26 protein-coding genes are annotated in these 25,119 nt (G+C 30.5%); 8 read left to right on the top strand and 18 right to left on the bottom strand.

What is annotated here, in order from left to right; genetic code table 11:
- Positions 1-42: 42 nt before the first annotated feature.
- Positions 43-1,182 carry a glycine cleavage T C-terminal barrel domain-containing protein gene (locus ACTTBO_RS03760; RefSeq protein ID WP_440656467.1) on the top strand — a complete coding sequence of 380 codons (1,140 nt, stop codon included), beginning with the start codon at positions 43-45 and terminating at the stop codon, positions 1,180-1,182.
- Here the strand turns inward: ACTTBO_RS03760 and ACTTBO_RS03755 are convergent.
- Positions 1,179-1,946, bottom strand: coding sequence for an ABC transporter permease (locus ACTTBO_RS03755; protein WP_440656466.1), 768 nt, complete (start codon positions 1,944-1,946; stop codon positions 1,179-1,181). The genes ACTTBO_RS03760 and ACTTBO_RS03755 overlap by 4 nt on opposite strands.
- On the bottom strand, positions 1,936-2,871 hold the full coding sequence (locus tag ACTTBO_RS03750; protein ID WP_440656465.1) for an ABC transporter ATP-binding protein: 936 nt from the start codon (positions 2,869-2,871) through the stop codon (positions 1,936-1,938). Before ACTTBO_RS03750 ends, ACTTBO_RS03755 begins: the two co-directional genes overlap by 11 nt.
- Positions 2,872-2,958: 87 nt before the next feature.
- Here ACTTBO_RS03750 and yghX point away from each other — a divergent pair, with 87 nt between their 5' ends.
- On the top strand, positions 2,959-3,849 hold the full coding sequence (gene yghX / locus ACTTBO_RS03745; RefSeq protein ID WP_440656464.1) for a YghX family hydrolase: 891 nt from the start codon (positions 2,959-2,961) through the stop codon (positions 3,847-3,849).
- Between the two features lie 6 nt (positions 3,850-3,855).
- Positions 3,856-4,224, top strand: coding sequence for a thioredoxin family protein (locus ACTTBO_RS03740; protein WP_440656463.1), 369 nt, complete (start codon positions 3,856-3,858; stop codon positions 4,222-4,224).
- A 1-nt stretch (position 4,225) separates the two neighbouring features.
- On the opposite strand, the gene ACTTBO_RS03735 is transcribed toward ACTTBO_RS03740, so the two are convergent.
- On the bottom strand, positions 4,226-5,665 hold the full coding sequence (locus tag ACTTBO_RS03735; protein WP_440656462.1) for a sodium:solute symporter family transporter: 1,440 nt from the start codon (positions 5,663-5,665) through the stop codon (positions 4,226-4,228).
- Between the two features lie 128 nt (positions 5,666-5,793).
- On the opposite strand from ACTTBO_RS03735, the gene mgrA reads away from it, so the two are divergent.
- Positions 5,794-6,822: an L-glyceraldehyde 3-phosphate reductase gene (gene mgrA, locus ACTTBO_RS03730; RefSeq protein ID WP_440656461.1), complete on the top strand. Its 1,029-nt coding sequence runs from the start codon at positions 5,794-5,796 to the stop codon at positions 6,820-6,822.
- An 85-nt stretch (positions 6,823-6,907) separates the two neighbouring features.
- Here the strand turns inward: mgrA and ACTTBO_RS03725 are convergent, their stop codons facing one another.
- The 3 genes from ACTTBO_RS03725 to ACTTBO_RS03715 all read right to left on the bottom strand — a co-directional run bounded on the left by ACTTBO_RS03725 (position 6,908) and on the right by ACTTBO_RS03715 (position 8,516).
- The gene (locus ACTTBO_RS03725) at positions 6,908-7,201 is read right to left on the bottom strand and encodes a hypothetical protein (RefSeq protein ID WP_262589440.1); all 294 of its coding nucleotides are present in this window, start codon (positions 7,199-7,201) and stop codon (positions 6,908-6,910) included.
- A 3-nt stretch (positions 7,202-7,204) separates the two neighbouring features.
- Positions 7,205-7,717: a pentapeptide repeat-containing protein gene (locus tag ACTTBO_RS03720; RefSeq protein ID WP_440656460.1), complete on the bottom strand. Its 513-nt coding sequence runs from the start codon at positions 7,715-7,717 to the stop codon at positions 7,205-7,207.
- 70 nt (positions 7,718-7,787) lie between these two features.
- Positions 7,788-8,516, bottom strand: a complete 729-nt coding sequence (locus ACTTBO_RS03715; RefSeq protein WP_440656459.1) for a 20S proteasome subunit A/B — start codon at positions 8,514-8,516, stop codon at positions 7,788-7,790.
- Between the two features lie 103 nt (positions 8,517-8,619).
- Between ACTTBO_RS03715 and ACTTBO_RS03710 the strand changes: the two genes are divergently transcribed.
- Genes ACTTBO_RS03710 through ACTTBO_RS03700 form a run of 3 tightly spaced genes read left to right on the top strand, consistent with a single transcriptional unit; the run spans position 8,620 to position 12,061 of the window.
- The gene (locus ACTTBO_RS03710; RefSeq protein ID WP_440656458.1) at positions 8,620-10,059 is read left to right on the top strand and encodes a circularly permuted type 2 ATP-grasp protein; all 1,440 of its coding nucleotides are present in this window, start codon (positions 8,620-8,622) and stop codon (positions 10,057-10,059) included.
- Positions 10,060-10,062: 3 nt separating this feature from the next.
- A complete protein-coding gene (locus ACTTBO_RS03705; RefSeq protein WP_440656457.1) occupies positions 10,063-10,986 on the top strand; it encodes an alpha-E domain-containing protein in 924 nt (307 codons plus the stop codon).
- A 10-nt stretch (positions 10,987-10,996) separates the two neighbouring features.
- A complete protein-coding gene (locus ACTTBO_RS03700) occupies positions 10,997-12,061 on the top strand; it encodes a tartrate dehydrogenase (RefSeq protein ID WP_440634993.1) in 1,065 nt (354 codons plus the stop codon).
- Here ACTTBO_RS03700 and ACTTBO_RS03695 read toward each other — a convergent pair.
- The 12 genes from ACTTBO_RS03695 to ACTTBO_RS03640 form a co-directional block, all read right to left on the bottom strand.
- Positions 12,058-13,095: a Gfo/Idh/MocA family protein gene (locus tag ACTTBO_RS03695; RefSeq protein WP_440656456.1), complete on the bottom strand. Its 1,038-nt coding sequence runs from the start codon at positions 13,093-13,095 to the stop codon at positions 12,058-12,060. The genes ACTTBO_RS03700 and ACTTBO_RS03695 overlap by 4 nt on opposite strands.
- Position 13,096: 1 nt before the next feature.
- The gene (locus ACTTBO_RS03690) at positions 13,097-14,080 is read right to left on the bottom strand and encodes an aldose epimerase family protein (protein ID WP_440656455.1); all 984 of its coding nucleotides are present in this window, start codon (positions 14,078-14,080) and stop codon (positions 13,097-13,099) included.
- Positions 14,081-14,088: 8 nt separating this feature from the next.
- Positions 14,089-14,850: an SDR family NAD(P)-dependent oxidoreductase gene (locus ACTTBO_RS03685; protein WP_440656454.1), complete on the bottom strand. Its 762-nt coding sequence runs from the start codon at positions 14,848-14,850 to the stop codon at positions 14,089-14,091.
- Positions 14,851-14,979: 129 nt separating this feature from the next.
- Positions 14,980-15,828: a phytanoyl-CoA dioxygenase family protein gene (locus tag ACTTBO_RS03680; protein WP_440656453.1), complete on the bottom strand. Its 849-nt coding sequence runs from the start codon at positions 15,826-15,828 to the stop codon at positions 14,980-14,982.
- Positions 15,829-15,871: 43 nt separating this feature from the next.
- Entirely contained in the window at positions 15,872-16,651 is a 780-nt protein-coding gene (locus ACTTBO_RS03675) for an ATP-binding cassette domain-containing protein (protein ID WP_440618597.1), read from the bottom strand.
- Positions 16,651-18,246: an ABC transporter permease gene (locus ACTTBO_RS03670; protein WP_440656452.1), complete on the bottom strand. Its 1,596-nt coding sequence runs from the start codon at positions 18,244-18,246 to the stop codon at positions 16,651-16,653. Before ACTTBO_RS03670 ends, ACTTBO_RS03675 begins: the two co-directional genes overlap by 1 nt.
- A 72-nt stretch (positions 18,247-18,318) precedes the next feature.
- Positions 18,319-19,224, bottom strand: a complete 906-nt coding sequence (locus ACTTBO_RS03665) for a sugar ABC transporter substrate-binding protein (RefSeq protein WP_262589451.1) — start codon at positions 19,222-19,224, stop codon at positions 18,319-18,321.
- A gap of 163 nt (positions 19,225-19,387) precedes the next feature.
- Positions 19,388-20,290 carry an ROK family protein gene (locus ACTTBO_RS03660; protein WP_440656451.1) on the bottom strand — a complete coding sequence of 301 codons (903 nt, stop codon included), beginning with the start codon at positions 20,288-20,290 and terminating at the stop codon, positions 19,388-19,390.
- A gap of 5 nt (positions 20,291-20,295) precedes the next feature.
- On the bottom strand, positions 20,296-21,045 hold the full coding sequence (locus ACTTBO_RS03655) for an SDR family NAD(P)-dependent oxidoreductase (RefSeq protein WP_440651200.1): 750 nt from the start codon (positions 21,043-21,045) through the stop codon (positions 20,296-20,298).
- A gap of 3 nt (positions 21,046-21,048) precedes the next feature.
- Entirely contained in the window at positions 21,049-22,521 is a 1,473-nt protein-coding gene (locus ACTTBO_RS03650; RefSeq protein WP_440656450.1) for a tripartite tricarboxylate transporter permease, read from the bottom strand.
- Complete coding sequence (locus tag ACTTBO_RS03645) at positions 22,522-23,028, bottom strand: tripartite tricarboxylate transporter TctB family protein (protein ID WP_440656449.1); 507 nt, start codon at positions 23,026-23,028, stop codon at positions 22,522-22,524.
- Positions 23,029-23,051: 23 nt separating this feature from the next.
- Positions 23,052-24,026 (bottom strand): Bug family tripartite tricarboxylate transporter substrate binding protein, encoded by a 975-nt coding sequence (locus tag ACTTBO_RS03640; RefSeq protein WP_440656448.1) that lies wholly within the window; start codon positions 24,024-24,026, stop codon positions 23,052-23,054.
- 90 nt (positions 24,027-24,116) lie between these two features.
- Between ACTTBO_RS03640 and ACTTBO_RS03635 the strand changes: the two genes are divergently transcribed.
- Positions 24,117-25,118, top strand: coding sequence for a 4-hydroxythreonine-4-phosphate dehydrogenase PdxA (locus ACTTBO_RS03635; RefSeq protein ID WP_440656447.1), 1,002 nt, complete (start codon positions 24,117-24,119; stop codon positions 25,116-25,118).
- Position 25,119 lies beyond the last annotated feature (1 nt).

Genomic DNA, 25,119 nt, shown 5'->3' with positions numbered 1-25,119 from the left:
TTTTTTATTTGTAATTAATACTCAGACTGTTAAGGCTCTCTAATGTCTAATAAAAACTTTGGTTTTGGAACACAAATAAGAAAATCTCCTTATTTCGATGCTACTGTAAAGTGGGGTGCTACTGGTTTTTCTGTATATAATCACATGTATATTCCAAGGGATTTTGGAAGTCCTGAGCAAAACTTTTGGAACCTTATTGAAAAATCAATCTTATGTGATGTTGCAGTTGAAAGACAGGTCGAGATTACAGGTCCTGATGCATATAAATTTACTCAGCTTTTAACTCCGAGAGATCTCTCAAAGTTATCTGTTGGACAATGTAAATATGTTTTAATTGTAAATAATGATGGTGGAATTTTAAATGATCCAGTTTTATTAAGACTGGCTGAAAATCATTTTTGGTTATCTTTAGCAGATAGTGATGTTTTATTATGGGCACAAGGTGTAGCAATTAATTCGGGATTAGATGTAAAAATTTCTGAACCAGATGTATCACCTCTACAGTTACAAGGCCCTACCTCACAGGAAATAATGGTCAAACTATTTGGTGAAAGTATCAGAGATCTTAAATATTATTGGCTTAGAGAATATGAACTTGATGGAATTCCATTGATTGTTTCAAGAACTGGTTGGTCAAGTGAACTTGGTTATGAAATTTATTTAAGAGATGGTTCAAGAGGTAATGAACTTTATGAAAAAATAATGGAAGCTGGTAAAGAACATGGTCTTCAACCTGGTCACACATCTTCTATAAGACGAATTGAAGGCGGTATGCTTTCTTATCATGCAGATGCAGATATTTATACAAATCCATTTGAATTAGGCTTTGATCGATTAGTTAATTTAGATAGTGATATCAATTTTATAGGTAAACAAGCTCTAAAAAAAATAAAACAAGAAGGAATAAAAAGAAAACAAGTTGGTCTTATAATAGATTGTGATCCTTTGTCAGGACCAAATACAACTTTTTGGCCAGTTGAAAAAGATGGTAAGACAGTTGGTAAAGTAACATCAGCTGTATATTCACCAAGATTAAAAAAGAATATTGCACTTGCAATGATTGAAATCAGCCATTCTGAATTAGGTAATCAATTAGATATAGAAACTCATGAAGGAAAATATTCAGCTACTATTGTAGAAAAACCTTTTTACGATCCAAAAAAGAAAATAGCTAGCAGTTAAGATTTAATATTATATCCTTTTTTCAACAGGACAGCGACCACAGTTATGCAAGCTCCTAAAAACACCACCATTGAAGTTATACTAATCCAAATATTAAAGTCTGATACTCCATAAAAGGCAAATCTTAAGCCATTTATTAAGTACACAACCGGATTAAAGTAAGTAACCGTTTGCCAGAACTCAGGAAGCATATCTAAAGAGTACAAACTTCCTCCTAAAAAGACCATTGGAGTAATAACTAATGTTGGAATAATAGACATTTGTTCAAAGTTAGAGCTCATTAATCCAATTAAAAAACCAAAAAGAGCAAAGGTAAAAGCAACTAACATCAACAAAAATATCATTAACAATGGATACATTACATTGACTTCTACGAAGAAAGTTGAAGTAATAAATATAACCGCACCAACTATAAGTGTTTTGGTTGCCCCTGCTCCTACAAAGGCTAAAACAATTTCAAATGTTGAAATGGGTGCTGCTAAGATTTCATAGATAGTTCCATTAAATTTAGGGAAAAATATTCCAAATGAAGTGTTACTGATTGATTGAGTTAACAACGTTAACATTAATAAACCTGGAACTATGTAAGATCCATAACTAATCCCATCAATATTTTCTACATACCCACCAATGACAGATCCAAAAACAATAAAATAAAGAGAGGTGGATAGAACTGGTGAAAATAATGATTGCATCAATGTTCTTTTAAATCGATCCATCTCATGCAAATAAATTGCTTTAAATGCGTAATAATTAAATTTCATTGTTCTCCTTTACTAAACTTACAAATATTTTTTCTAAAGTACTCTGCTCTGTTTTTAAATCTTTTAATTTTAAGTCAGCATCTTTTAAATCTTGAAGTAGTGTAGTTATTCCTGTTTGTTGTGCTTGAATATTATAATTGTAATTAACAGACATTTTATCTTTTCCAATTTCAAGCTTATATTTTTCTAAACTTTTAGGAACTTCATGGATTTCTTCTTGTAAATCTATGGTTAGTTTTTTATGTCCCATTTTTTTAAGAAGTTCTTTTGTCTCTTCTACAACAATAATTTCACCTTGATTGATTACTCCAACTCTATCAGCGATTGCTTCAGCTTCTTCAATATAATGAGTTGTTAATATAATAGTGACACCTGTTTTTCTTAAAGTTTCTACTACCTTCCACATGTCTTTACGTAATTCTACATCAACACCAGCAGTAGGCTCGTCTAAGAATAAAATAGTTGGTTCGTGAGATAAAGCTTTAGCGATTAATACTCTTCGCTTCATTCCTCCTGATAACTGTCTTAATCTTTGATCCTTCTTGTCCCATAAACTTAAATCCTTTAAAACTTTTTCAATATGTTTTGGATCTGGTTTTTTTCCATACAAACCTCTTGAATAAGAGACATTATTAAATACCGTTTCAAATTGTTCTAAAGTTAATTCTTGTGGTACTAATCCAATTCTTGAACGTGTCTCTCTATAATCATCAATAATATCAAAATCATCAACAGTGACTTTTCCAGATGAAGGTTTTACAATTCCACAGATAATACTTATTAGTGTAGTTTTTCCTGCCCCGTTTGGACCAAGCATTGCAAAAATCTCACCTTTTTTAATGTTAAGGTTAATCTTCTTTAATGCTTCAAAACCGTTACCGTAGACTTTAGATAGATTATTAATACTTATTTGATTTTCTGACATTTTGGATGATGAACATATAAGCTTTATCACTCATAATGCAATAAGATCATTTGCTTATTACAACGGTTGTAATAAAATGTGGATATTATGAAAAATAGATTAACAGCTAAAGATTTTGATCAAAGAATTTTAGAACTTTATGATCATTACGCACATGGAAAAATCACTAAAAGAGAGTTTTTAAAAAACATTGGAAAATATACTGCAGCTGGAGTAACTGCTTTATCGATATTTAATAGTTTAGCTCCAAATTATGCTCTAGCAGAACAAGTAAACTTTAATGATCCTGATATCAAAGCAAATTACATAACTTATAAAAGTGAAAATGGTAACGGAAACATTAATGGTTACTATGTAAAACCATCTAAAGTTACTGAGAAAACTGCAGCAGTGTTAGTGGTGCATGAAAACAGAGGATTAAACCCTTATATCAAAGATGTTGCTCGAAGAGTTGCAAAAGCAGGTTTTATTGCTTTAGCTCCTGATGGTTTAAGTAGTCTAGGAGGATATCCAGGCAACGATGCAGATGGCAAAGCTATGCAAAGAAAAATTGATCGTACAAAACTTTTAAATGATTTTTTTAATGGTTTTGAATTTTTATATAATCATGAGGAAACAACTAAAAAAATTGGAGCCGTAGGTTTTTGTTATGGTGGTGGAGTATGTAATGCATTAGCAGTTGCCTATCCTGAGATGTCGGCCTCTGTACCTTTTTATGGAAGTCAAGCTAAAGCAGATGACGTTCCTAGAATTCAAGCACCTCTTCTTCTGCATTATGCTGAATTAGATGATCGAATTAACAAAGGTTGGCCAGAATATGAGGCAGCGTTAAAAGCAAATAATAAAAATTACACTGCTCATATATATAAAGATTGTAATCACGGCTTTCACAACGATTCAACTCCAAGATACGATGAAAAAAATGCGAACCTAGCATGGGATAGAACAATTAGTTTTTTCAAAAAGAATTTGGTATAATTAATTATGAAAAAAATATTAGCAGTAATAACAATCTTTTTTGCAACAATCTCTTTAGCATCTGCAAAAGAAACTACATATAAAAAAGAACTATTCGATAAAGCTTTGTCAGATGGAAAAGTTGTAGTGGTTAGCTCATGGATTAAATATTGTACGTCTTGTGCTAGTCAAATGAAAGTTCTTGATAAAGCAAAAAATGATTTTAATAATATTGAGTACTTTAAATTTGATGTAACCAATAAAGAAATTGCAGAATTTTTTAATATTCAATATCAAACTACCCTTTTAATTTTTAAAGATAATAAAGAAGTTTACAGAAGCATTGGTGAGACAACCAAAGAACTTATTTATGATGCTTTAAACTCTGTTATCTAAATCAATTACTTTTTAATTTCAAAATTATTGCTGGTAAAAAAGTTGCAACAACAAATGATAAAAATAATAAAGATTGTGCAACAAAAGGTGAAAATAGATCTTTAGACATCAATCCCCCAACTAATAAACTCTTAGAAAAATCTGGGTAAGGAAACATTAAAAATCCACCAATTAAACCAATTATTATTGAAACATAAGCAGTTTTTTCATTTACCTTGTTGTAAAAACTATAAAAGACTGTGAATACAAACGCACAACAAAATAAATCTGCAAGTAAAAATAAATACAAAATATCAAATCCTTTTGATGCAACACCAAATGCAATCAAAGATAAAAATATCATAAAGTATTTAGAAATTTTTAAATAATCTGTTTTTTTATCTAAATTAAAAGTTGCTTTACCATCAACAACAAACAAACTTGATATCGCATTAACCAATGTATCAACTGTTGAAATTGTTAAAGCTAAACCAAGAATAATAATAATTAAGGATAGCATTTCAATTTGTTCTTTTAATAATAAAGTAAAAAATCCTAAATCAGCTCTAGCTGATGGATCAATAGAGAATGACACCATTCCAATAAAACCCATTAAAAAAACTATTGGAACAATTACAAAAAAAGAAATGATCAATGCTGATTTTAATGTTTGATAATCTTTAGCAGCATAAACCCTTTGCCAATTTCCTTGATGAAATAAATTTGTTGCAGCAACAGCTATAAAAAAAGTTAATCCAGCAGTATAACTTGGAATATAGGATGAACTTAACAATTGCGGATTTTTTTCTTTAATTAATACAAAAGAAAAATTATCTCCTGTTGATGAACTGATAATTAAAATTAGAATTAATAAAAGAAAGCCAATAACTATCATTTGAATATTATCAGTAAAAATAGAAGCTCTTAGACCTCCATAAAGCGTATAAGTTAAAGTAGCTAAAAGCACTATTAATGCTGTGATCCAAAGATCTGTACCTGATAAATAATTGATTAAAACTGCAACAGCTGTCACCTCTGCACAAAGAAAAATAAACATGTAAAAAATTGTCATTAACAAAATTAGTTTAAATAAACTTTTTCCAAATTTTTTTCTCATAAACTCAATTAGAGATGAGCCTTTTGGAAACTCTGATCTAATTTTTCTTCCAAAATAAATTAAGAAAATCATTGGAAAAGCTGTACCAAGTGCATAACCAATAACAGCCCCTATTCCTCCCCATGTGGCAGCAGCAACAGGGCCAAATAAAATCCATGCTCCTAAAGCAGATGCAACTAGACTGGTCGTTAATGAAAATAATTCAATATTTCTATTGGCTGTTAAATAATTACTTATTCCTTGGAATTTTTTAGAATGATAAATTCCTAAAACAGCAAATACCAAACTAATTACAATTACTAATGTTAATGATGATGATTGACTTAAAAAGTATGTATTATCCATTTTATCCCTTTCTGAATTACCGGACAGGTTCGTAGGGTTTAATCTCAGTCTGTTAAGACACCCCTTTGTTTTAAATATATATTTAAATTTATGTTTTTAAACTAAAATATTAAGTTATATTAATAATTATGAGTTACAAAGCATCACCAAAAAGATATTCCAACATGAAATATAGAAGATGTGGAAAGAGTGGTGTTGATCTTCCCTTAATAAGCCTTGGTCTTTGGCATAATTTTGGTGGTAAACAACTTACATCTGAAGCAAAGAAAATGTTGTTTTACTCTTTCGACTCAGGGATTACTCATTTTGATTTAGCAAATAATTATGGTCCGCCAGCAGGAAGTGCTGAAGCTAATTTTGGAAAAATTTTAAGTAAAGAATTTAAAAGATATAGAGATGAATTAATTATCTCATCTAAAGCAGGTTATGATATGTGGGAAGGACCTTACGGTGAATGGGGTTCAAAAAAATATATTATTGCAAGCTGTGATCAAAGTTTGAAGAGAATGGGACTAGATTATGTAGATATATTTTATTCTCATAGATTTGATCCAAATACACCATTAGAAGAAACAGCAGATGCTTTAGAACTTATTTATAGATCTGGTAAAGCACTTTATATTGGGATCTCTTCCTATTCCTCTAAAAAAACTATTGAGATGTTCAATATTTTAAAGAAAAGAAATATTAAAATATTTATTCACCAACCCTCTTACTCTTTAATAAATAGATGGTTTGAAAAAAACCTGGATAAAAATTTAATTAAATTAGGAATTGGAACTATTGCTTTTTCTCCATTAGCACAAGGAATGTTGTCAGATAAGTATTTAAAAGGAATACCAAAAGCATCAAGAGCAAGTGATCCAAAATCTGCATTAGATAAAAGTTTTATAACTAAAAGAAATATAAAGATAATTTCAGATTTAAATCAAATTGCTAAAAAAAGAGGACAAACATTATCTCAAATGGCTTTAGCTTGGGTATTAAATAATAAAGCGGTCACTACAGCTTTAATTGGTGCAAGTAGTGTAAAACAAATTAAAGAAAATATTGAAAGTTTAAACAATTTAAATTTTTCTAAATCTGAGCTTAAAGAAATAAATAAAAAAGCTAAAGAAGGAAATATTAATAAGTGGGCAAGATCTAGTTCTTATTAAAAGAAGTGTTTTTCAATTAAATAATGAAGAGTAAAAATAATTAAAGAAGCACAAATAATTAAAAACACTCTTTCTTGATTACTCATTATTGTTGGCCTTTGTGATTCATTATTTCGATCATACACTGAGTAGCATACTCTCTCCACTCTGTAGAATTCTTATTTTTTAGGCTATTTAAATGATCTCGGTTACTTTGAATATCGTCTTTATGTTTAAGATAATCAGCACCATTTAGGTTTGCTTCCATGGAAGAAAGGTTAGTTTCCATTGCTTTTATCCACTCTTTTCCAAGCTCAACACATTTTTGATCATCTTTTTCATCACAGATTTGTTTGAAAAAATTAAAAATAACATCATCAGTATTAACTGAAGTGTTCATATCTTATTGCTCAATACAGGTTCCGATTGAGTCTGGACCACATGTCTTACCATTAGTCCAAGTAGCACCAATCAGATTTGCATTTTCAAAATTTGCATTAGTAATGTTTGCAGATGTAAAATTTGCTTCCATCAAATTAGCATTTTGAAAATTAGCTTCTATTAAAGTTGCCCCCATGAAATCAACTCTTGTTAAGTTTGAATTTGTGAAATTTGTTTTTTCAAAATTTGCACCAATACTGACTGTCTCATAAAGATTGGCTCTAACAAATGTAGACTCAGGAAAAGTTCCAAAGGATAAATTTGAATTCATCATAATGCTTTTATCTAAGTTTACTTGAACAAAACTTGCAAAAGATAAATTCGAGTTTGGTAGATAACTACCTTGTAGATCCTGCGCATCTGAAAATCTGCATTTTGAATAATCTACTCCATCTGTTAATGGATCATCGCATGCAGCATTTGAATTTGAAACAAAAAAGAGACTAAAGAAGATTAAAAGAAGTATTTTTTTCATAAACAAAACTAACAAACAAAATATGTCAAAACAATGAAAGATTATGATTAAAAATTTGATAAAATCTAAGTTATTTATTTTCCCAATCAAATCGAGGAAACGATTCAAAAGCTCTAATAATACTTTCAGACCAACTTTTTGTTATTGAGGAATAAACTTGGTCCTCTAATTCAAATTTATTCTGATATATAGGATTAATTAAACCTTTTTTATAAACTACAAAATCAATTGGTGGTCCAACTCGTAAATCACTTTTGATAGTTGAGTCCATTGAAATTAATGCACATCGGGCAGCATCACCTAATGATATTTCTGGTTTTAAAACTCTATCTAAAATTGGTTTTCCATAATTAATCTCACCAATAATCAAATATGGTTTGGTATCCGATGGTCGAATATAATTTCCTTGAGGATATACTAGTAAAATCTCTGATTTTTGATCTTTAATTTGTCCTCCTACAATATATGAAGAACCAAGTTGCAATGCTTCTTCATTAATTCCATGAGGAGAAGAATGTTTAACTGTTAAAGATCCAACGTAATTTGCAACTTCTTCAATTGTATTACAAGTATTTAGGCTTCTTTCTGGTGAGTTAGATTCTAAATCTTTTTTAATAGAACTAAATACTGCTTGTGATGTTGCTAAGTTTCCTGAGGTAACTATTACTAAATTTCTATCACCAACAGCATAATTAAACATTTTTGAATATGTATTGATATCGTTTAATCCAGCATTTGTTCTAGAATCGGATGCAAAAATCATTCCTTCATTAACATTGATTCCAATACAATAAGTCATGGCACATTATCTAATATATAAGTTTGGATTTAAAAAGCTTAATTTATCGTCATAAACAATTTATTTTTCATGTTTTTTTAAATTTTTTATGCTTTAATAACAAATGCCTAAAATTTCCTGGGAAAAATATGAGGCAAAAAAAGTATTTGATGAATATGTTGGAGAAAATCAAAAACTAAGGCCTGAAACTAAAACTATTTCGAATTTTATTTCTAAATATTCAAGAAAAAAACTTCTAACTACTATTAAAAATTCTGAAAATGCAATTAGTCAAAGAGGAGTTACTTTTAGAGTTTATTCAAATGATAAAATTACAGATCATTATTGGCCACTTGATATTATTCCTAGAATTATAAAAAAAAAAGATTGGAATAAAATTTCTAAAGGATTGGCTCAAAGAGTAAGAACTTTAAATTTTTTTATTCACGATGTTTATAATGATCAAAAAATTTTTAAAGATAAAATAATACCAAAAAATATAATTTTAAATTCAGGAAATTTTAGAAAAGAGTGCATTGGTATCAAACCTCCATTTAATGTTTGGGCTAATATTTGTGGCTCAGATTTAGTAAGAGACATTAATGGTGAATTTTTAGTACTAGAAGATAATTTAAGAGTTCCTTCAGGTGTATCTTACATGCTTGAAAATAGAACAGTCATGAAAAGTGTTTTTCCAGAAATATTTGAAAAACATAAAATCAGTCCAGTAGATGAATATTGTTCAAAATTATACTCATGTATGAGATCTCTATCAAAAAACAAATCTAATCCTAAACTAGCTATACTAACTCCTGGTGTTTTTAATTCAGCTTATTTTGAGCATGTTTTTTTAGCACAACAAATGGGTGTGGAATTAGTTGAAGGCTCAGATTTATTTGTTGAAGATAACAAGGTATTTATGAAAACAGTATATGGAAAAGAACAACTACATACACTTTATAGAAGAATTGATGATTTATTTTTAGATCCAAAAGTATTTAATAAATCTTCCTTAATAGGTGTTCCGGGAATTTTTAATGCATGGAAAAAAGGGAATATAAGTATTCTTAATGCTCCTGGATCTGGCGTCGCTGATGACAAAGTTGTCTACAGTTATGTTCCTAAAATGATTAAATTTTACCTTAACGAAGAGCCGATAATTAACCAGGTAGAAACATATTTGTGTCATGAAAAAAAACAAATGGATTATGTGATACAAAATATAGCTAAATTAGTAGTTAAGCCTGCAAACGAGTCAGGAGGATATGGGATTTTAATTGGTCCTAGAGCATCCAAAAAAGAATTAGATGAATGTGTTAAAAAAATTAAGAAAAATCCACGAAATTATATTGGGCAAAAAGTAGTCTCCCTTTCAACATCTCCAACTCTAATTAATAATGAACTTGATCCAAGACATGTAGACTTAAGACCATTTATAATATCTGGCTCCAATCAGTATGTAACGCAAGGTGGTCTTACTAGAGTGGCGTTAAAAAAAGGTAGTTTAATTGTAAACTCATCTCAAGGCGGGGGAAGTAAAGATACCTGGATATTGGATAATTAGATTATGTTAAGTAGAAGAGCAAAATTATTGTATTGGATGTCTAGATATCTTGAAAGATCAAATTTTACATCAAGATTATTGATTACTACTAGTGAATTACAATTAGATTTATCATTGGAAGATGAAATTTCTTGGAAACCCTTATTAACTGTAACAAGTTTAAACAAAGACTATCTCAAATTAAATAAAAAATATTCTGAAAAAAAAACAATAGAATATTTTATTTTAAATAAATCAAATCTATCCTCTATTTTTAATTCATTAAATTTATCTCAACAAAATTCTTTGGTGATAAGAGATATACTGCCCGAGCAATCAATAATAAAATTAAATGATTTAATATTAAAATTTAATAAAAATATAAAAACTAGAAAAAATAAAAAAAACTATATCAAAATACTCAATGAAGTAATCCAAGGTTCTCAAAGCTTCATGTACTCTACTGATATGGAAATGCAAAGAAACATTGAATATCAATTTTTACGTCTTGGAAGATTTATCGAAAGAACTGATATGATGATAAGAATACTTCAATCACAATCTTTAAGATCTAAACAACATAAAAAAGGATATGAATATTTAACATTGGAATGGATAAATATTCTAAAATCTATTTCTGCTTTCCAAGCTTACAGACAATATTCAAAACAAGATATAACAGTTTCTGACATAATTAGTTTTTTTCTTAAAGCAGATATCTTTCCAAGATCAATTAGCTGGAATTTAAATCAAATTGAAAGGGCTTTGTATAGAATATCAAAAAAAAATGATTTGATTAAAAAAATCAAATATTTGAATAAAAAAGTAGAAAAATTTAATATAAAGAATGATGATATAGACAGTTTACTTTTATTTTTAGAAAAAACATTAAAAGAAATCAGTGAGCTAAGCTATAACATAGAAAAAAAATATTTTTCTTTAAATTAAAAATAAAAAAATGAAAGAATATAACATTGCATCAATAGCAGGAGATGGGATAGGAAAAGAAGTAGTTCCTGAAGGCTTAAAAGTACTAAAAGACGCTGCTGAAAAACATCAATTTAAAATAAATTTTACAGAATATGATTTTGCTTCATGTGATTATTATGAAAAACATGGAAAAATGCTTCCAGATGATTGGAAGGAAAAATTAGGAAAACATGATGCAATATTCTTTGGCGCAGTTGGAATGCCAGATCAAGTTCCAGATCATATATCGTTATGGGGATCCTTACTTCAGTTTAGAAGAGAATTTGATCAATATATAAATCTTAGACCGGTAAAATTGTTTCCTGGAATTAATCCTCCGTTAGCAAATAAAAAACCAGGTGACATAGATATGCTAATTGTTAGAGAAAATACCGAAGGTGAATACTCTTCTGTTGGTGGAAGAATGTTTAAAAATACTGATAGAGAAATAGCTATTCAGGAAACTATCATGTCTGCCCATGGAATAGATAGAGTTCAAAAATTTGCTTTTGAATTAGCAAAACAGAGAAAAAGAAAAAAATTAACGAATGCAACAAAATCAAATGGTATTTCAATTACAATGCCGTTTTGGGATGAACGTTTTAATGCAATGAAAGAAAATTATCCTGATATTGAAACAGATCAATATCATATTGATATTTTGGTTGCTAGATTTGTACTAAATCCCGAATGGTTTGATGTTGTCGTTGCATCTAATTTATTTGGAGACATTCTTTCTGATTTAGGACCAGCTTGCACTGGAACTATTGGAATTGCTCCATCTGGTAATATTAATCCTGAAAATAAATTTCCATCTTTATTTGAACCAGTTCATGGTTCAGCACCTGATATTGCAGGAAAAGGTATTGCTAATCCTGTAGGACAAATTTGGTCTGGTGCAATGATGTTAGACTATTTGGGAGAAAAAGAAGCTTCCAATTCAATTGTTGAAGCTATCGAAAAATCTTTAAGTGAAAAAGAAAATAGAACTAAAGACTTAGGTGGAGATGCTGATACCTTAAAATGTTCTAATTCAATACTATCTAATCTTTAAATCTTAACCTTCTTACCAGTTTTTGCACTTTTGGTTATTGCTGCAAAAATCTTAAGAGAGATTAAACCATCATTGCCGTTAACTTTTGGCTTAACTTTTTTAGACACAACATCAGCAAAATGATCAATTTGGTTTACTAAAGTACTGTCGTCTTTTTTATTTTTATCTTCATCAACAAAGATCTTATTCCACCAACTTCGCTCATTTTTATAGAACCAATATTTTAAATTAGGAAATTGCAATGATCCCTTAGTACCACCGATCATGTATGCAGATTGATTAGTTATAGGATAAGCTGGGTTTTCCCCTGCAGTTAATTCATAACTCCATGGAGCAACAATTGTGTCTGATAAATTTAAAGTACAAAGTGCACCTGAATTAAATATTAAACTAATAGTAGCTGTATCTTCAACTGCAAATTTTCTAGTTTTGTTGGTTGTAAATGCTTGAACGTATTTAATAGATCCAAGTAAGTAGCAAATCATATCGATATCATGGACTAAATTAATTCCTAAAGGCCCTCCACCTTTACTAATTCTCCATTTTTCTTTGTAATAAGCTTTGTGTTTGTAAAGCCAACACAATACATTTGCTGAAACGATGTTTCCTAATTTACCTTTATCAATTAACTCTTTTACCTTTGATACAATAGAGTTATGTCTTCTGTGATACCCAATTAATAACGGCGTTTTATTTTTATTAGCGCTACTAATAATTTTTTTTGCTGAATTAATATTATCTGAAATAGGTTTTTCTAATAATACCGGAATTTTTTTCTTTAAAAAACTGACTGTATGTTTTTCATGAAGTTGATTTGGAGTAGCAACAATTACTGCATCTAAATTCTTTGAATTTAAAAGTTCGTCTACATTTGAATACAATGGGATTTTATATTTTTTTGATAAATTTTTTGCGTTGTTACTGATATCAACTATCGAATGAAGATTAGCTTTTTTTGATTTTGAAATTGCCTTTATATGTTGCAATCCCATTAAGCCTGTTCCAACAATGGATATGTTTATTTTTTTATTCATTTTATGAAATATTTATTTTTGTAAAGTACTTATAAAGTTTATTAGGTTTAATTAAAGAACTTGGGAAATTTTTATTGTTTGGTGCATCTGGGTAGTGTTGTGTTTCTAAACAAACCCCCTGGTAAGGAGCAAGTTTATTTTTATACCTCAAACCTTGACTGGTATAGAGCTGTACACCAGGAAGATTTGAATAAAAGTCTAATTGAATATTAGTTTTTTTATTTTTTAGAGAGGCTAAATAATTTTTAGAATTTTTTTTAATACAATATGTTAAATCAAATCCCAATTGATTGATTGTATTAGATACTCTCTTTATTTTTTTGTTTTTAATAATGTCTATTTTTTTTCCAATATTTTGAAACTTATTAAAATCATTAATGGTATTTTTAACTTTTTTAATTTTACCAGTTGGGATTAATTTATTAGTTACTTCAAGATATTTTTCAGAGTTAATTTTTAAATCATGATTGAAAATTGTCTCTTTTTTACTCTTATTCAAGTTCCAATAACTATGATTGGTTAAACTCACATGAGTTAATTCGCTTGATTTATATTGATATTTTATAAATAAACTTTTGTTTTTGATTTCAAAAATACACTCTGAATTTAAGTCCCCTGGAAAACCTTGGTCTAAATTTTTAGATAACAATTGATAGATAATTTTATTTTTTGAATGATGTTTTATTTTCCATTCTAATCTATCAAATCCTATTTTTCCTCCATGCAATGTATTTCTTCCTTCGTTGCCTTCAAGTTTATAAATTTTATTTTTAATCTTAAATCTTGAGTTTGAAATTCTGCCTGCATACCTGCCGCAAGTAGCACCCACATAAAAATTCTTACTGCCATAATTTTTTGTAGGACCTAGGTTTAAGATTAAGTTAATTTTCCTTTGCTTGTCATAAACCTCATACAAACAAGCGCCAATATTAATTGACTTAACTCTTAAATATTTATTTTCTATCGTTGAACTTTGTACTTGCACAAAGTCTCTTATAGCCAACCTTTATCAACAACGTAAGATTGATTTGTGCAACCAGATGCTTGATCTGAAGAAAAGAACAGAACTGCTTGAGCAAGCTCATGAGGCATCAACTTCTCTTTTAAACACTGTCTATGCATCAATTCTTTTTCAGACTCCTCGTTTAACCATAAATCAATTTGTCTTTGAGTTAATACCCATCCAGGCACCACTGAATTTACTCTTATTTTAAACTCACCTAAATCTCTTGCAAAAGATCTTGTTAAACCTACAACACCAGATTTTGCTGCAGTATAAGCGGCCATTCCACCTTGACCTACCATCCATGAAGTAGATCCCATGTTGATTATTGAACCACCACCATTTTCGATCATAGATTTTTTAACCGATTGAACTGTGAAAAAATAATGTCTTAGGTTTACATTCATTCTCTCATTCCAATATTCTTCTGTAACATCATCAATTTTATGTCTTGTGTCATTAGCAGCGTTATTGATTAAAATATCAATTGGACCTTTTTGGTCAATGATATCTGCAATTGTTTTTTGAAGTTGTTTAATATTCAACAAATCACATTCAATAAAAGTGGGTATTGAATATTTTTTATTTTTTATACTTTCAATTAATTTTTCGGATTCTGATACATTAATGTCTATAAAGTAAACTTCTGAACCTTGTTCGCAAAAATGTTCAACAATTGAAGCTCCAATTCCTGATCCGCCGCCAGTAACAAATACTCTTTTATTTTCTAAATCATAATATTTTACTTTCATTTTCTTAATCCTCCACTAGTTACAAAAATCTCTATCAGCATTATTTATAATTTTTATTTGATTAATTTTCTTAATGCTTTTTTTATTATTTTTACTATTTATAGAGTATTTAAATTAAAAATATATATTTTATTTAGCTTTATAACCTAAACCGATATTATTTATTTTTTTACTCGCATCCATTATTTTTGGATATTCATAATTTAATCCTAAAAGCTGTCGCACTTTTGGATTTGAATTATTTTTGAAGTCTTCCGATAAATAAGTAACTAAATCTTCAACTGGTTTTATATACTTTGGAAGAAACTCTATCAGTAATGCTGCTCTTTGGTGATCTGATTTATTTGGTGATGCTCCATGCCAACAGTTACCATTAAAAAAAACTAAATCTCCAGGATTAGCAATCATTTGTTGTTTGTTTGAAAAGTCATCATTTTCATTTGGATAGTGTAGTTTCTTTTGTGATCCTGGTATGAAAGCCGTTGCTCCTGATTGTTCTGAACAGATATCTAAAGGTATAGTAGCCTGACAGTTTTGTGCAAATGAACTATTTAGACCCATTGGAAAAGTCTCACTATTATAAAAATCCCAATACGGATAATCGATATGTAGTTCTTGACCTATAGATCCTGGTAACAATCTACTTGCGCAGTATGATCCACAAAAAAACTCTGAACCTAAAAGTTTAGACATTAAGCTAAAAATAATGTCATTTGTTATTAATTTACTAAAAACCTCTCCTTTACCAAATAAATTCCATATTCTTTGCTGTAGTTTAATTTTATCAGATGCTTCAGCTTCAGCATTAAAGTGGGTTTCTTTTTGCTCTTGTGTATCTGCAAAATGATTAACAATCTCTCTTGCTTCTTTGATATCGTTTAAATTATATACTTTTTCAACAACAATAACTCCAGATTCATGCATTAATTCGTTTATTGCTTCGGTAATATTAAAAGTATCTCTTGAGAATTTACGCATCAATAAATTTTAAGTGAAAAAAATTAAAAAAAAATAAAAAAATTTATAACTCTAATTCTTTAGCTAGATCGCCAATTTTAGCACCACCTGCCATCAATCTTTTCACATCTTCGTTACCTAGTTCTGAAGACAATCCTGAGCCAATTACTTCTCCTAAACTTAAAAAAGTAAATCGATCAGCTATAAGACGCGCATGAATTTCATTGTGTGTAATAAGTATAATTGCAATGTTTCCTAAATTTTGAACTTTTTTAATTGTTTTTAAAACTTCCATTTGCTGCTTTTGACCTAATGCTGATGTAGGTTCATCTAATATTAATATCTTTGCACCAAAATAAATTGCCCTTGCAATAGCCAAAGTTTGTCTTTGTCCACCTGACATTGTTCCAACTGGTTGATTAGGGTTTGCAATATTAATTCCAATTTTGGACATTTCTTCTATTGTTATTCTATCCATCTCATCCATTTGCATTAAACCAAATCCAGCAGGACCTTTTATTAATTCACGTCCCAGAAAAAAATTTCTTGTTACTGATGTTAGAGCGTTAAGTGCTAAATCTTGATAAACTGTTCCAATTCCTGCATCAGATGCTTGACGTGGTGAAGTAAAGTTAACATTTTCTCCATCTACTTTTATTTCTCCACTTGTCATAGGATGAACACCAGATAACACTTTGATCAAAGTTGATTTTCCAGCACCATTATCACCTAACAATGCATGAACTTCCCCTGGGTAAACATCTAAGGAAACTCCATTTAAAGCAGTAAATGCTCCAAATTTTTTTACTAAATTTTTTATTTCAATTAATGGTTTTTTATCCATTAGATATTTCCCATAATTCGTTTTCGTATATTCTCATTGGTAAAGGCAGCAGTAACAAGCACTGCTCCAAGGAACACTCTATAGAATGATCCATCAATTCCAGGAATATAAAAGAAAGCTTCTTTTGCAATTCCAAAAATAATTGTTCCTAGAATTATTCCACCTATAGTTCCAAAACCTCCAGTTAAAACAACACCACCAATAACCGCTGCAGCAATTGCTTCTAATTCTTTTAAATTACCTTTAGCTGTATCAGCAGTGTTAACTTCAAATACTTGACAAGCCGCAAACATAGTTGCGCAAAAAGCAGTAAACATAAATAATGAAATCTTAACTTTATTTGTTGGCACACCATTAGCTTTTGCAGCATTAAGATTTCCACCAGTTGAATAAATCCAGTTACCTGCTTGAGTTTTACTTAAAATTAAATAACAAATAAATGCAATCAGTCCCCAAATCATCAAACAAGAATACATTCCTTTAGCAAAAATATTTCCAAAGTTATTTACGTTCCAATCTACTGTATAATATAGCCAGTTAAATACTGGTTCCATAATATCGCCACCAAAGAAATTAGCTACAGGTCTTGCAGTAACGATGGTGTCGATATAAGCTTTTGCTATATCGATATCAGTAACAGCTTTTGCTGCAACTTCAGGAACATTAACACCAGCTTCAATTTTCTTTGTCAAAATTTCAACCATTGAGTCATTTCCAGATTTTTTTGCTCCAGCTAATGATTTTTCTAAAGTTGCAATCATCTTTTCAGCATTCATGGCAGTTTTGTAAGCTGCAACTTTTTCGTTAATATATGTTAATCGTTCGGTTAATTTTGCAACCGTGCTAGCTGGCACATTGCTAAGAATTTCTAGTAATTGGTCATTTGGTAAAGATTTAGCTGCGTCTCTTTCCATTTCTCCATGACCTGGTACATTTATAATGTTTTTAATATCTGGTAAATCTGTAACAGTTGTTGATCCAGCAGTTTGATCAGGAGCTTTGTTAAATGCTCTGTATGATACCTCAGTTAATCCTCTTAAAAAGAAAAGGCCACCTAGTGTAACGATGAAAGAAGATATTCCACTCTTAACAATTATCCATCCTTGTATCCAACCAAAAGATAATGTCATACATAATGTAATTAATATTGCTAATAATGGAGAGACATCTTGAATTTTAAATAATGTAAATCCTTCAAAATGAAAACCACCTTCAAAAGATATATAAGGTATAACAACAGCAAAACCCCATTTAAGTATCATTGCCATACAACCACCAGCAAAACCGATCATTGAACCAACAGAAAGATCAAATTCACCTGCAATGATTAACATTCCAGCAGCAAGTGCAACGATCCCTAATTGTGCGATTACCCTAAAATTATTTCTAATTCCTAAAGCGTTAAATCCTTCACCAGAAAAAGGGTTAAGAGAAAATTGTCCTTCTGGAATAGAGAAGTATCCCAACATACAAAAAAGTAAAACCATAACTCCAAAAGGTCCAACTTCTGGTCGAGACATAAATGCAGAGTACCATTTTTTTTCACCTTGTCGGTCAGACTCTTGTCTTGGTTTTTTTGCTGTTGATGTATTCATTTATAAAAGACTTATTAATTTTGTTAAAAAAAAAGGGCCGATTGAATAATCGACCCTTTAAATTATTACAGACTATCTATCAATACCTGCTAAAGCAGCAACTGAAGAAGCGTTAGACTTGTCAACGAAGCCAGGTCCTGATGGGATGTTAGCTCCTGGTAAAAGTCCAGCACTGTTGTTGTACAAGTGTAATACGATAATTGGCATATAACCTTGTAATCTTTGTTGTTGATCGATAGTGAAAGCAACTCTTCCAGATCCGATTAAATCCATAACTGCAGGACTTAAGTCAAAGCAAGAGTGGTGTACTGTCATACCTAGATCAGCTAAAGCTTTATCAACAGCTTCACACACGTGTGGTCCTACTGAAAGGATCGCATCGATATCGCTGTTAGCTTGTAAAGCAGCAGTTGCTCTAGTTTGAATAGTTGCAGGGTCAGATGTAGTATCAGTCATTTGCATAGGAACAGCTGAACCGTAACCTTCACATCTGTCTACAAGAGCTGTGTTGTATGCTTCTTGAATCATACAAAGTGCTTTAGAAGCACCTTCAGCTTTTGCTCTTTCACCAGCTTTTTGACCAGCAAGTAATTCAGGCTGACCAACGTGCATTAAAGCACCTAGGCTAGCAGAAGACTCTAAACCAGAGTTCATTGTAATTACTGGAACACCAGCAGCAACAGCAGCTTTAATAGCTGGGCCTAATGCATCTGGGTCTGGTAAAGAAATCACCATTCCATCTGGTTGAGTAGCTGCAGCAGCTTGAATTGAGCTTGCCATATCAGCCATATCAGCAGAAGGGTTGTAGATATATTCGAAGTCAGCACCGATTGCTCTAGCTGCATCTTCACCACCTTTTTGAACTACTGGCCAAAAAGGATCTTTTCCTTCACCATGAGTAATCATGACATATCTTTCAGCGAACGCAGAAGTTGCAAATAATGCAAGAGCTGCAATCGAAAGTATAAGTTTTTTCATTATTTCTCCCTTATTTATTGTTTTTAAATTAATTTAAAAAATGAAATATAACTAATTTGAATAGGTATCATACCAAAAAATCTAAATACAATTATAAGTTGAATTCTTTTTTTTATTTTTTTTTCGCTATTTTTCTAAATTTTTTAAAAATTAAATTTAAAAACTAATATGTCGCGCTTCTTCCTAATCTTGCAGCACCACGAACGCCACTAGCATCACCGTATCTTGGTTTTAAAAAAACACCTTCGTATTCTCTCCCAATTACAAATTTTCGCACCAGTGAATCTATTTCATGTAAGAAATCAATTTCGTTTGAAACTCCTCCTCCAAATATAAAAGCATCAGGATCCAAAATATTTATTATACTTGAAAGTGACATTGCTAAATTTACTTTAAAATCGTCTATAAATTTTTCAGCATCTAAATCATGTTGTCTATTTAATTCAAAAATTTCATTTGTTTTTAAATTTTTTCCATAAAGTTTTTTGAATCTTTTAGCTAAGCCTAAGCCTGATAAAAAACTTTCAATCTCTGCTTCTCTTGGATTGCTTGAATCGAAATTTTCCTTTTTTGCAGCAAAGTAAGGAATTTGATTATGACCCCACTCTCCGGCAACACCATTGGGACCACTTACTATTTTTTTATCAATTACCAAACCACCTCCAACTCCAGAACCTAAAATAATTCCATAAACAATTTTATAATGTTTCCCTGCTCCATCTATGGCTTCTGATAAAGCAAAACAATTTGCATCATTTTCACAAAATACTTCTTTACCCAATGCCTTACGCAAATCATTTTGAAAAGGTTTTTTTTCTAACCAGCTGATGTTGGGAACGTTTTTAACCAACCCTGTTTGTGGAGAGTGAACTCCTGGATGGCAAACGCCGATTGGAAGCTCTTGATTGAACTCTTCTTCTAATTTTTTATGAATATCTCTTATAGCAGTAATAATTTGAGTATAATTTTTTGGGCAAGCTATTCTTGATCTGTGTTTTTCTTGTCCATCTTTTTCAAGTACAACACTTTCAATCTTTGTTGCACCAACGTCTATACCTACTTGCATAATTATTAGTAAGTTGCTCTACCACCGCTTAAATCAAATACTGCAGCTGTAGAAAAAGAATTTTCTTCGCTTGATAACCAAGCAACTAAGGAAGCCAATTCCTCTACTTTAGCAAATTTATTTCTTGGTATTTTTGAAAGCATATAATTTATATGCTCCTCAGTCATTTGATCAAAAATTCTAGTTTTTGCGGCAGCTGGAGTAACACAATTTACTGCAATATTTTTTTGTGCAAGTTCTTTACCTAAGGATTTAGTTAATCCTATAACTCCTGCTTTAGAAGTGCTGTAAGCACTTGCATTTGGATTTCCTTCTTTACCTGCAATAGAGGCAATATTTACAATCCTTCCATAGTCATTCTTAACCATAAATGGAACAACTGCTTTACAACAATAAAAGACTGCATTTAAATTTAAATTAATTACTTTGTTCCACTCTTCTATTGGATACTCTGCAACGGTAGTATTCATACCTGCTACACCTGCATTATTAATAAAGATATCGATCTTACCATGAGATTTTTCAACTTCAGATAATTTTGAATTAATTGTTTCATAGTTGCTCACATCAACTATTTGATAAGTTAAATTTTCTGAATTTACTTTTTCTAATGCTTTTTTAGCTTCTCCCTCATCGATATCCCAAATTACTACTTTAGCACCAGACTCGATAAATCTTTCAGTGATAGCTAATCCAAACCCTTGGGCTCCACCAGTTACAATTGCCACTCTGTTATTTAAATCAAATTTAATCATAGTTTATTTTTTAATTTTTCTAGATCTTATTAATGGAAAAGCTAGAGCAATTAAAGATAAAATAAAGAATGTTAAAGCTATTGGTCTTGTAAAAAACATTAACCAATTTCCATCAAATATAACCAGAGATTGTCTCAAAGTACCTTCAACTAACTCACCTAAAATTAATCCAATTATAACAGGTACAACTGAGAAACCATATCTTCTCATAAAGAAACCAAGCACACCAAAAAATAACATTATCCAAACGTCAATTATAGATTGATTTAATGAATAGGTTCCACAAACAGAAACTGCAAAAATCATAGGCCATAGAATTTTATTAGGTACCAATGTTATTCTTGCAAAAATTTTTGCACCAAAAAAACCAAATATAAAGAACAAAACATTAGCAATAAGCATTGCGCCAAAAATTCCATATAAAAAATCAGGTTGTTCTCTAAATAAATCGGGCCCAGGTCTAACCCCATGTATAATTAATCCAGTTAAGATAACAGCAGTTGTTGCACTTCCAGGAATTCCAAGTGCAAGTGTTGGAACCATCGCACCACCTGTCGCTGCATTATTTGCAGCTTCTGCACCTGCAATACCTTCAATAGAACCTTTTCCAAATTCCTCTGGGTTTTTTGAAAATCTTTTTGCCTCTGAATATCCAATTAAAGAAGCAACTGTTCCACCTTCTGCAGGCAGCACTCCAATAAATGAACCAATACCACTAGATCTTAAAATTGTTTTCCAAGTTTTTTTGTAATCATCTTTACTTGGAAGCTTGATCGCTTTTAAGGCTATTCTGTTAAATACTTGATTAATTAAAGTTGACTGAGTTAACATCTCACTCATTGCAAACAACCCAACAACAACAGGAATAAAACCAATCCCTTCTGTTAATTCATTAATTCCAAAAGTAAATCGATCAATTGATGTCATAAAATCTTTACCAACCGTTGAAATCAAAATTCCAAATGCACCTGCAATCAAATTCTTAATTGGACTTCCCTCTCCAATTGATGCAAGCATCGTTAAACCAAAGATAGCTAATGCAAAATATTCTGGCTGACCAAATTCATAAGCAAGCTGAGCTAATATAGGTGCAAAAAAGACAAGTATAACAACACTAAAAATACCACCAACTGTACTTGAAACAGTAGCCATTCCTAAAGCTCTTCCTGCCTCTCCTTTTTGCGCTAAGGGATAACCATCTAAACAAGTTGCTGCTGCAGCTGGAGTTCCTGGTGTATTAATTAACACAGCAGTTATCGCACCACCGTAAGTGCCTGCACAATAAATAGAAGTTAATAATACAATTGCTGACAATGGATCAAGTGTCATTGTAAATGGTAAAATTAATGCACCACCAGTTGTTGGACCTAAACCAGGTAACACTCCTAAGATTAATCCAAATAAAGTTCCAAAAAATAAAACTAATAATAGCTTTGAGCTAAACAAAGGAGCCATCATTAATAATAAATTATCCATTTAGCTATAATAAATGTTAGTAATAATTCCAGGTGGAAATCTTAAACCTAAAATTGTTTCAAAAAAAATAAAGACAACCACAGGAAAAATAATTCCAACAAGTAATAAATAAAATATTCTTTTCTCACCCCAACAATAAGAAACAAAAATAGATAAAACTGAAATTGCTAAAAAGAAATCTAAAGTTTTTGAAATAACTACAAAAATAAAAAAACTTAAAATAGTTAAAAAGAAAGATTTAGGTAATTTTTTTTGAACTTTCCAAGGGTTTTTAGTTGCTAAATAATAAACCAATAAAGTCATCACTATTATTAAAACCAACAGTGCTTTTGGAAAAGTTGCAGGTTGTATTCCTCTATTCAAAATTGGAGGAACAATATCAAAAGTAAAAGTAGTAATTAATAATGCTACAGATATAAAAATAATTACAAAAGAGACTTTAAATTCGTCTCTAAAAAAAAAGGGCAAACTTTTGTTTGCCCTTTTTTGTTTTTGTACATTTTTCATATGTAAATGTACTTTTAATTAGATTAGTTAATGTAACCTAAAGCTTTTAGCTGAGCAGTCATTTCAGCAAGCATTTCTTCCATTTGCTTACCCCACTCGTCAGCACCAACTACACTAGTGTCATCAAGACCAATTTCTGTTAAGAAATTTTTGTAATAGTTGTGGCTCATAGCTTTCATCATTCCAGCTTCTAACTGTTTAACTCTATCCGCTGGAGCACCTTTTTTGGTTACGAAACCTCTAACAGTTGATAAAGAAACAGGTATTCCTAATTCTTTAGCTGTCGGAGAGTCTGCAATTTTAGCCATTCTATTATTTGCTAAAACAACTGATACACAAAGTTTACCTTCATTGATTTCAGTTAATGCTTCACCTAAGTTTAAAACACCTACATCGATATCACCTTTGATTAGGTTAGTTTTAATTGGTGCTACACCTTTGTAAGCAACAATAGTTGGATCTGTTAATCCACCTTTTTTAGTAAATGCAATTGCACTAACGTCATCAATACCACCAGTGTGTGTTGTTCCATATTTTAGTGATTTTGATTTTTGCACGCTAATGAATTTTTTAGCATCTTTAATTTCATTGTTACAGTTAACAACAAACAATTGAGGATCATCTGTACCTCTTGCTAAAGGCTGCATATCGCTTAATTTAACTTTTGTTTTTCCTAAAGCCATAGATACTGCATGACCAGTAGTCCAAGTTAAAGTGTGGTTACCATCTGCAGGTAAAGACATCATGTAATCCATAGATGTCGCTCCACCACCACCTTTTTTGTTTACTAATTGCATATCTTGCTTAAGTTCTCTTCTAGCTCTTAGTAACATCATTCTAGTAGTAACATCTGTTCCACCACCAAAACCAGCGTGAGTAATTGCTTGTATTGGATGACCATCAGCTTTTGCAGATGTGATCATTAATGGAAGAGCCACAATAAAAAATTCAGTTACTAGTAAAGCAGAAGCTAAAAATAGTTTGAAACTTTTTTTCATTATTTCCCTCTTTAGTTTATTTAGTTTTTATATATATAACTTATATATAAATATATAATCATACTCTGATACAAGACGTAAAGTAAAAAAATGACACAAACAAAAGCTAACATCGCACTTCTACTTGGGGATCCTGCAGGGATAGGACCTGAATTAATTTCAAAATTATTAAGTGAAGAGATAACTCACAAAGCAAATATTGTTGTTATTGGTGAAAAGCAAATTCTCGAGAGTGGAAATAATGTAACTGGAAACTCTCACCAACTTGAAATCGTAGAAGATTTTGATCAAATTGATTTTAATAAATCCAACAGATTTTTATTAGATATTTCAAAAGGAAAAAACCATAAATATAAAATTGCTGAGCCTTCAAAAGAATCAGGTGAAAGTGTTTTAGAAGCTTTAGATTTAGCATTAAATCTTGCTAAGGAAAAAAAAATTGATGCAATTAATTTTGCTCCAATGAATAAGACAAGTTTAAAGCTTGGAGGAAATACACATTCGGATGAATTACAATTAATGGCTGAAAAATTAGATGTGAAAAGTTTTTGTTGTGAGTTTAATGTTATAGATAATTTTTGGACAGCAAGAGTAACCTCTCATATTCCTATTAAAGAAGTAGCTCAACATATAACAAAAGAAAATATCTTAAAGCCTATCAAATTAATTAATGAAGTTATGGAATTAAACGGTGTAAAAAATCCTAGAATAGCAGTTCAAGCACTTAACCCACATGCAGAATTCGGCACTGAAGAAAAAGATGAAATTATTCCAGCAATAGAAGAAGCAAAAAAACTTGGATTTAATACAGATGGTCCGTTACCATGTGATACATCTTTTGTAGTTGCTTATAAAAATAAAAATCATGATTGTATGGTTGGAATGTATCATGATGCACTTCAGTCTGGACTTAAAGCATTTGGTTTTGATAGAGGAGTTACTGTTCAAGGTGGATTAACTGTTCCTGTAACAACAACTGCACATGGTTCTGCGTTTGCAATTGCTGGTAAAAATGAAGCTAACTTAGCTCCAATTTTAAATTCATTTAAAATTGCATTATCAATGGCTGAAAATAAAAAGAAGTTAAGCTAAG

This window comes from Candidatus Pelagibacter sp. HIMB1509, from assembly GCF_052047855.1.
Lineage (GTDB): Bacteria > Pseudomonadota > Alphaproteobacteria > Pelagibacterales > Pelagibacteraceae > Pelagibacter.
This window is presented reverse-complemented; position numbering and strand designations above follow the sequence as displayed.

Coding starts and splice junctions, on each gene's coding strand:
- ACTTBO_RS03685 (WP_440656454.1), bottom strand. CDS start 14,850: ATGAAAGTAAAATATTATGATTTAGAAAATAAAAGAGTATTTGTTACT.
- ACTTBO_RS03705 (WP_440656457.1), top strand. CDS start 10,063: ATGTTAAGTAGAAGAGCAAAATTATTGTATTGGATGTCTAGATATCTT.
- ACTTBO_RS03640 (WP_440656448.1), bottom strand. CDS start 24,026: ATGAAAAAAAGTTTCAAACTATTTTTAGCTTCTGCTTTACTAGTAACT.
- ACTTBO_RS03725 (WP_262589440.1), bottom strand. CDS start 7,201: ATGAACACTTCAGTTAATACTGATGATGTTATTTTTAATTTTTTCAAA.
- ACTTBO_RS03735 (WP_440656462.1), bottom strand. CDS start 5,665: ATGGATAATACATACTTTTTAAGTCAATCATCATCATTAACATTAGTA.
- mgrA (WP_440656461.1), top strand. CDS start 5,794: ATGAGTTACAAAGCATCACCAAAAAGATATTCCAACATGAAATATAGA.
- ACTTBO_RS03660 (WP_440656451.1), bottom strand. CDS start 20,290: ATGCAAGTAGGTATAGACGTTGGTGCAACAAAGATTGAAAGTGTTGTA.
- ACTTBO_RS03755 (WP_440656466.1), bottom strand. CDS start 1,946: ATGAAATTTAATTATTACGCATTTAAAGCAATTTATTTGCATGAGATG.
- ACTTBO_RS03655 (WP_440651200.1), bottom strand. CDS start 21,045: ATGATTAAATTTGATTTAAATAACAGAGTGGCAATTGTAACTGGTGGA.
- ACTTBO_RS03650 (WP_440656450.1), bottom strand. CDS start 22,521: ATGGATAATTTATTATTAATGATGGCTCCTTTGTTTAGCTCAAAGCTA.
- ACTTBO_RS03635 (WP_440656447.1), top strand. CDS start 24,117: ATGACACAAACAAAAGCTAACATCGCACTTCTACTTGGGGATCCTGCA.
- ACTTBO_RS03750 (WP_440656465.1), bottom strand. CDS start 2,871: ATGTCAGAAAATCAAATAAGTATTAATAATCTATCTAAAGTCTACGGT.
- ACTTBO_RS03760 (WP_440656467.1), top strand. CDS start 43: ATGTCTAATAAAAACTTTGGTTTTGGAACACAAATAAGAAAATCTCCT.
- ACTTBO_RS03720 (WP_440656460.1), bottom strand. CDS start 7,717: ATGAAAAAAATACTTCTTTTAATCTTCTTTAGTCTCTTTTTTGTTTCA.
- ACTTBO_RS03740 (WP_440656463.1), top strand. CDS start 3,856: ATGAAAAAAATATTAGCAGTAATAACAATCTTTTTTGCAACAATCTCT.
- ACTTBO_RS03670 (WP_440656452.1), bottom strand. CDS start 18,246: ATGAATACATCAACAGCAAAAAAACCAAGACAAGAGTCTGACCGACAA.
- ACTTBO_RS03645 (WP_440656449.1), bottom strand. CDS start 23,028: ATGAAAAATGTACAAAAACAAAAAAGGGCAAACAAAAGTTTGCCCTTT.
- ACTTBO_RS03700 (WP_440634993.1), top strand. CDS start 10,997: ATGAAAGAATATAACATTGCATCAATAGCAGGAGATGGGATAGGAAAA.
- ACTTBO_RS03715 (WP_440656459.1), bottom strand. CDS start 8,516: ATGACTTATTGTATTGGAATCAATGTTAATGAAGGAATGATTTTTGCA.
- ACTTBO_RS03695 (WP_440656456.1), bottom strand. CDS start 13,095: ATGAATAAAAAAATAAACATATCCATTGTTGGAACAGGCTTAATGGGA.
- ACTTBO_RS03710 (WP_440656458.1), top strand. CDS start 8,620: ATGCCTAAAATTTCCTGGGAAAAATATGAGGCAAAAAAAGTATTTGAT.
- ACTTBO_RS03675 (WP_440618597.1), bottom strand. CDS start 16,651: ATGGATAAAAAACCATTAATTGAAATAAAAAATTTAGTAAAAAAATTT.
- ACTTBO_RS03665 (WP_262589451.1), bottom strand. CDS start 19,224: ATGAAAAAACTTATACTTTCGATTGCAGCTCTTGCATTATTTGCAACT.
- yghX (WP_440656464.1), top strand. CDS start 2,959: ATGAAAAATAGATTAACAGCTAAAGATTTTGATCAAAGAATTTTAGAA.
- ACTTBO_RS03680 (WP_440656453.1), bottom strand. CDS start 15,828: ATGCGTAAATTCTCAAGAGATACTTTTAATATTACCGAAGCAATAAAC.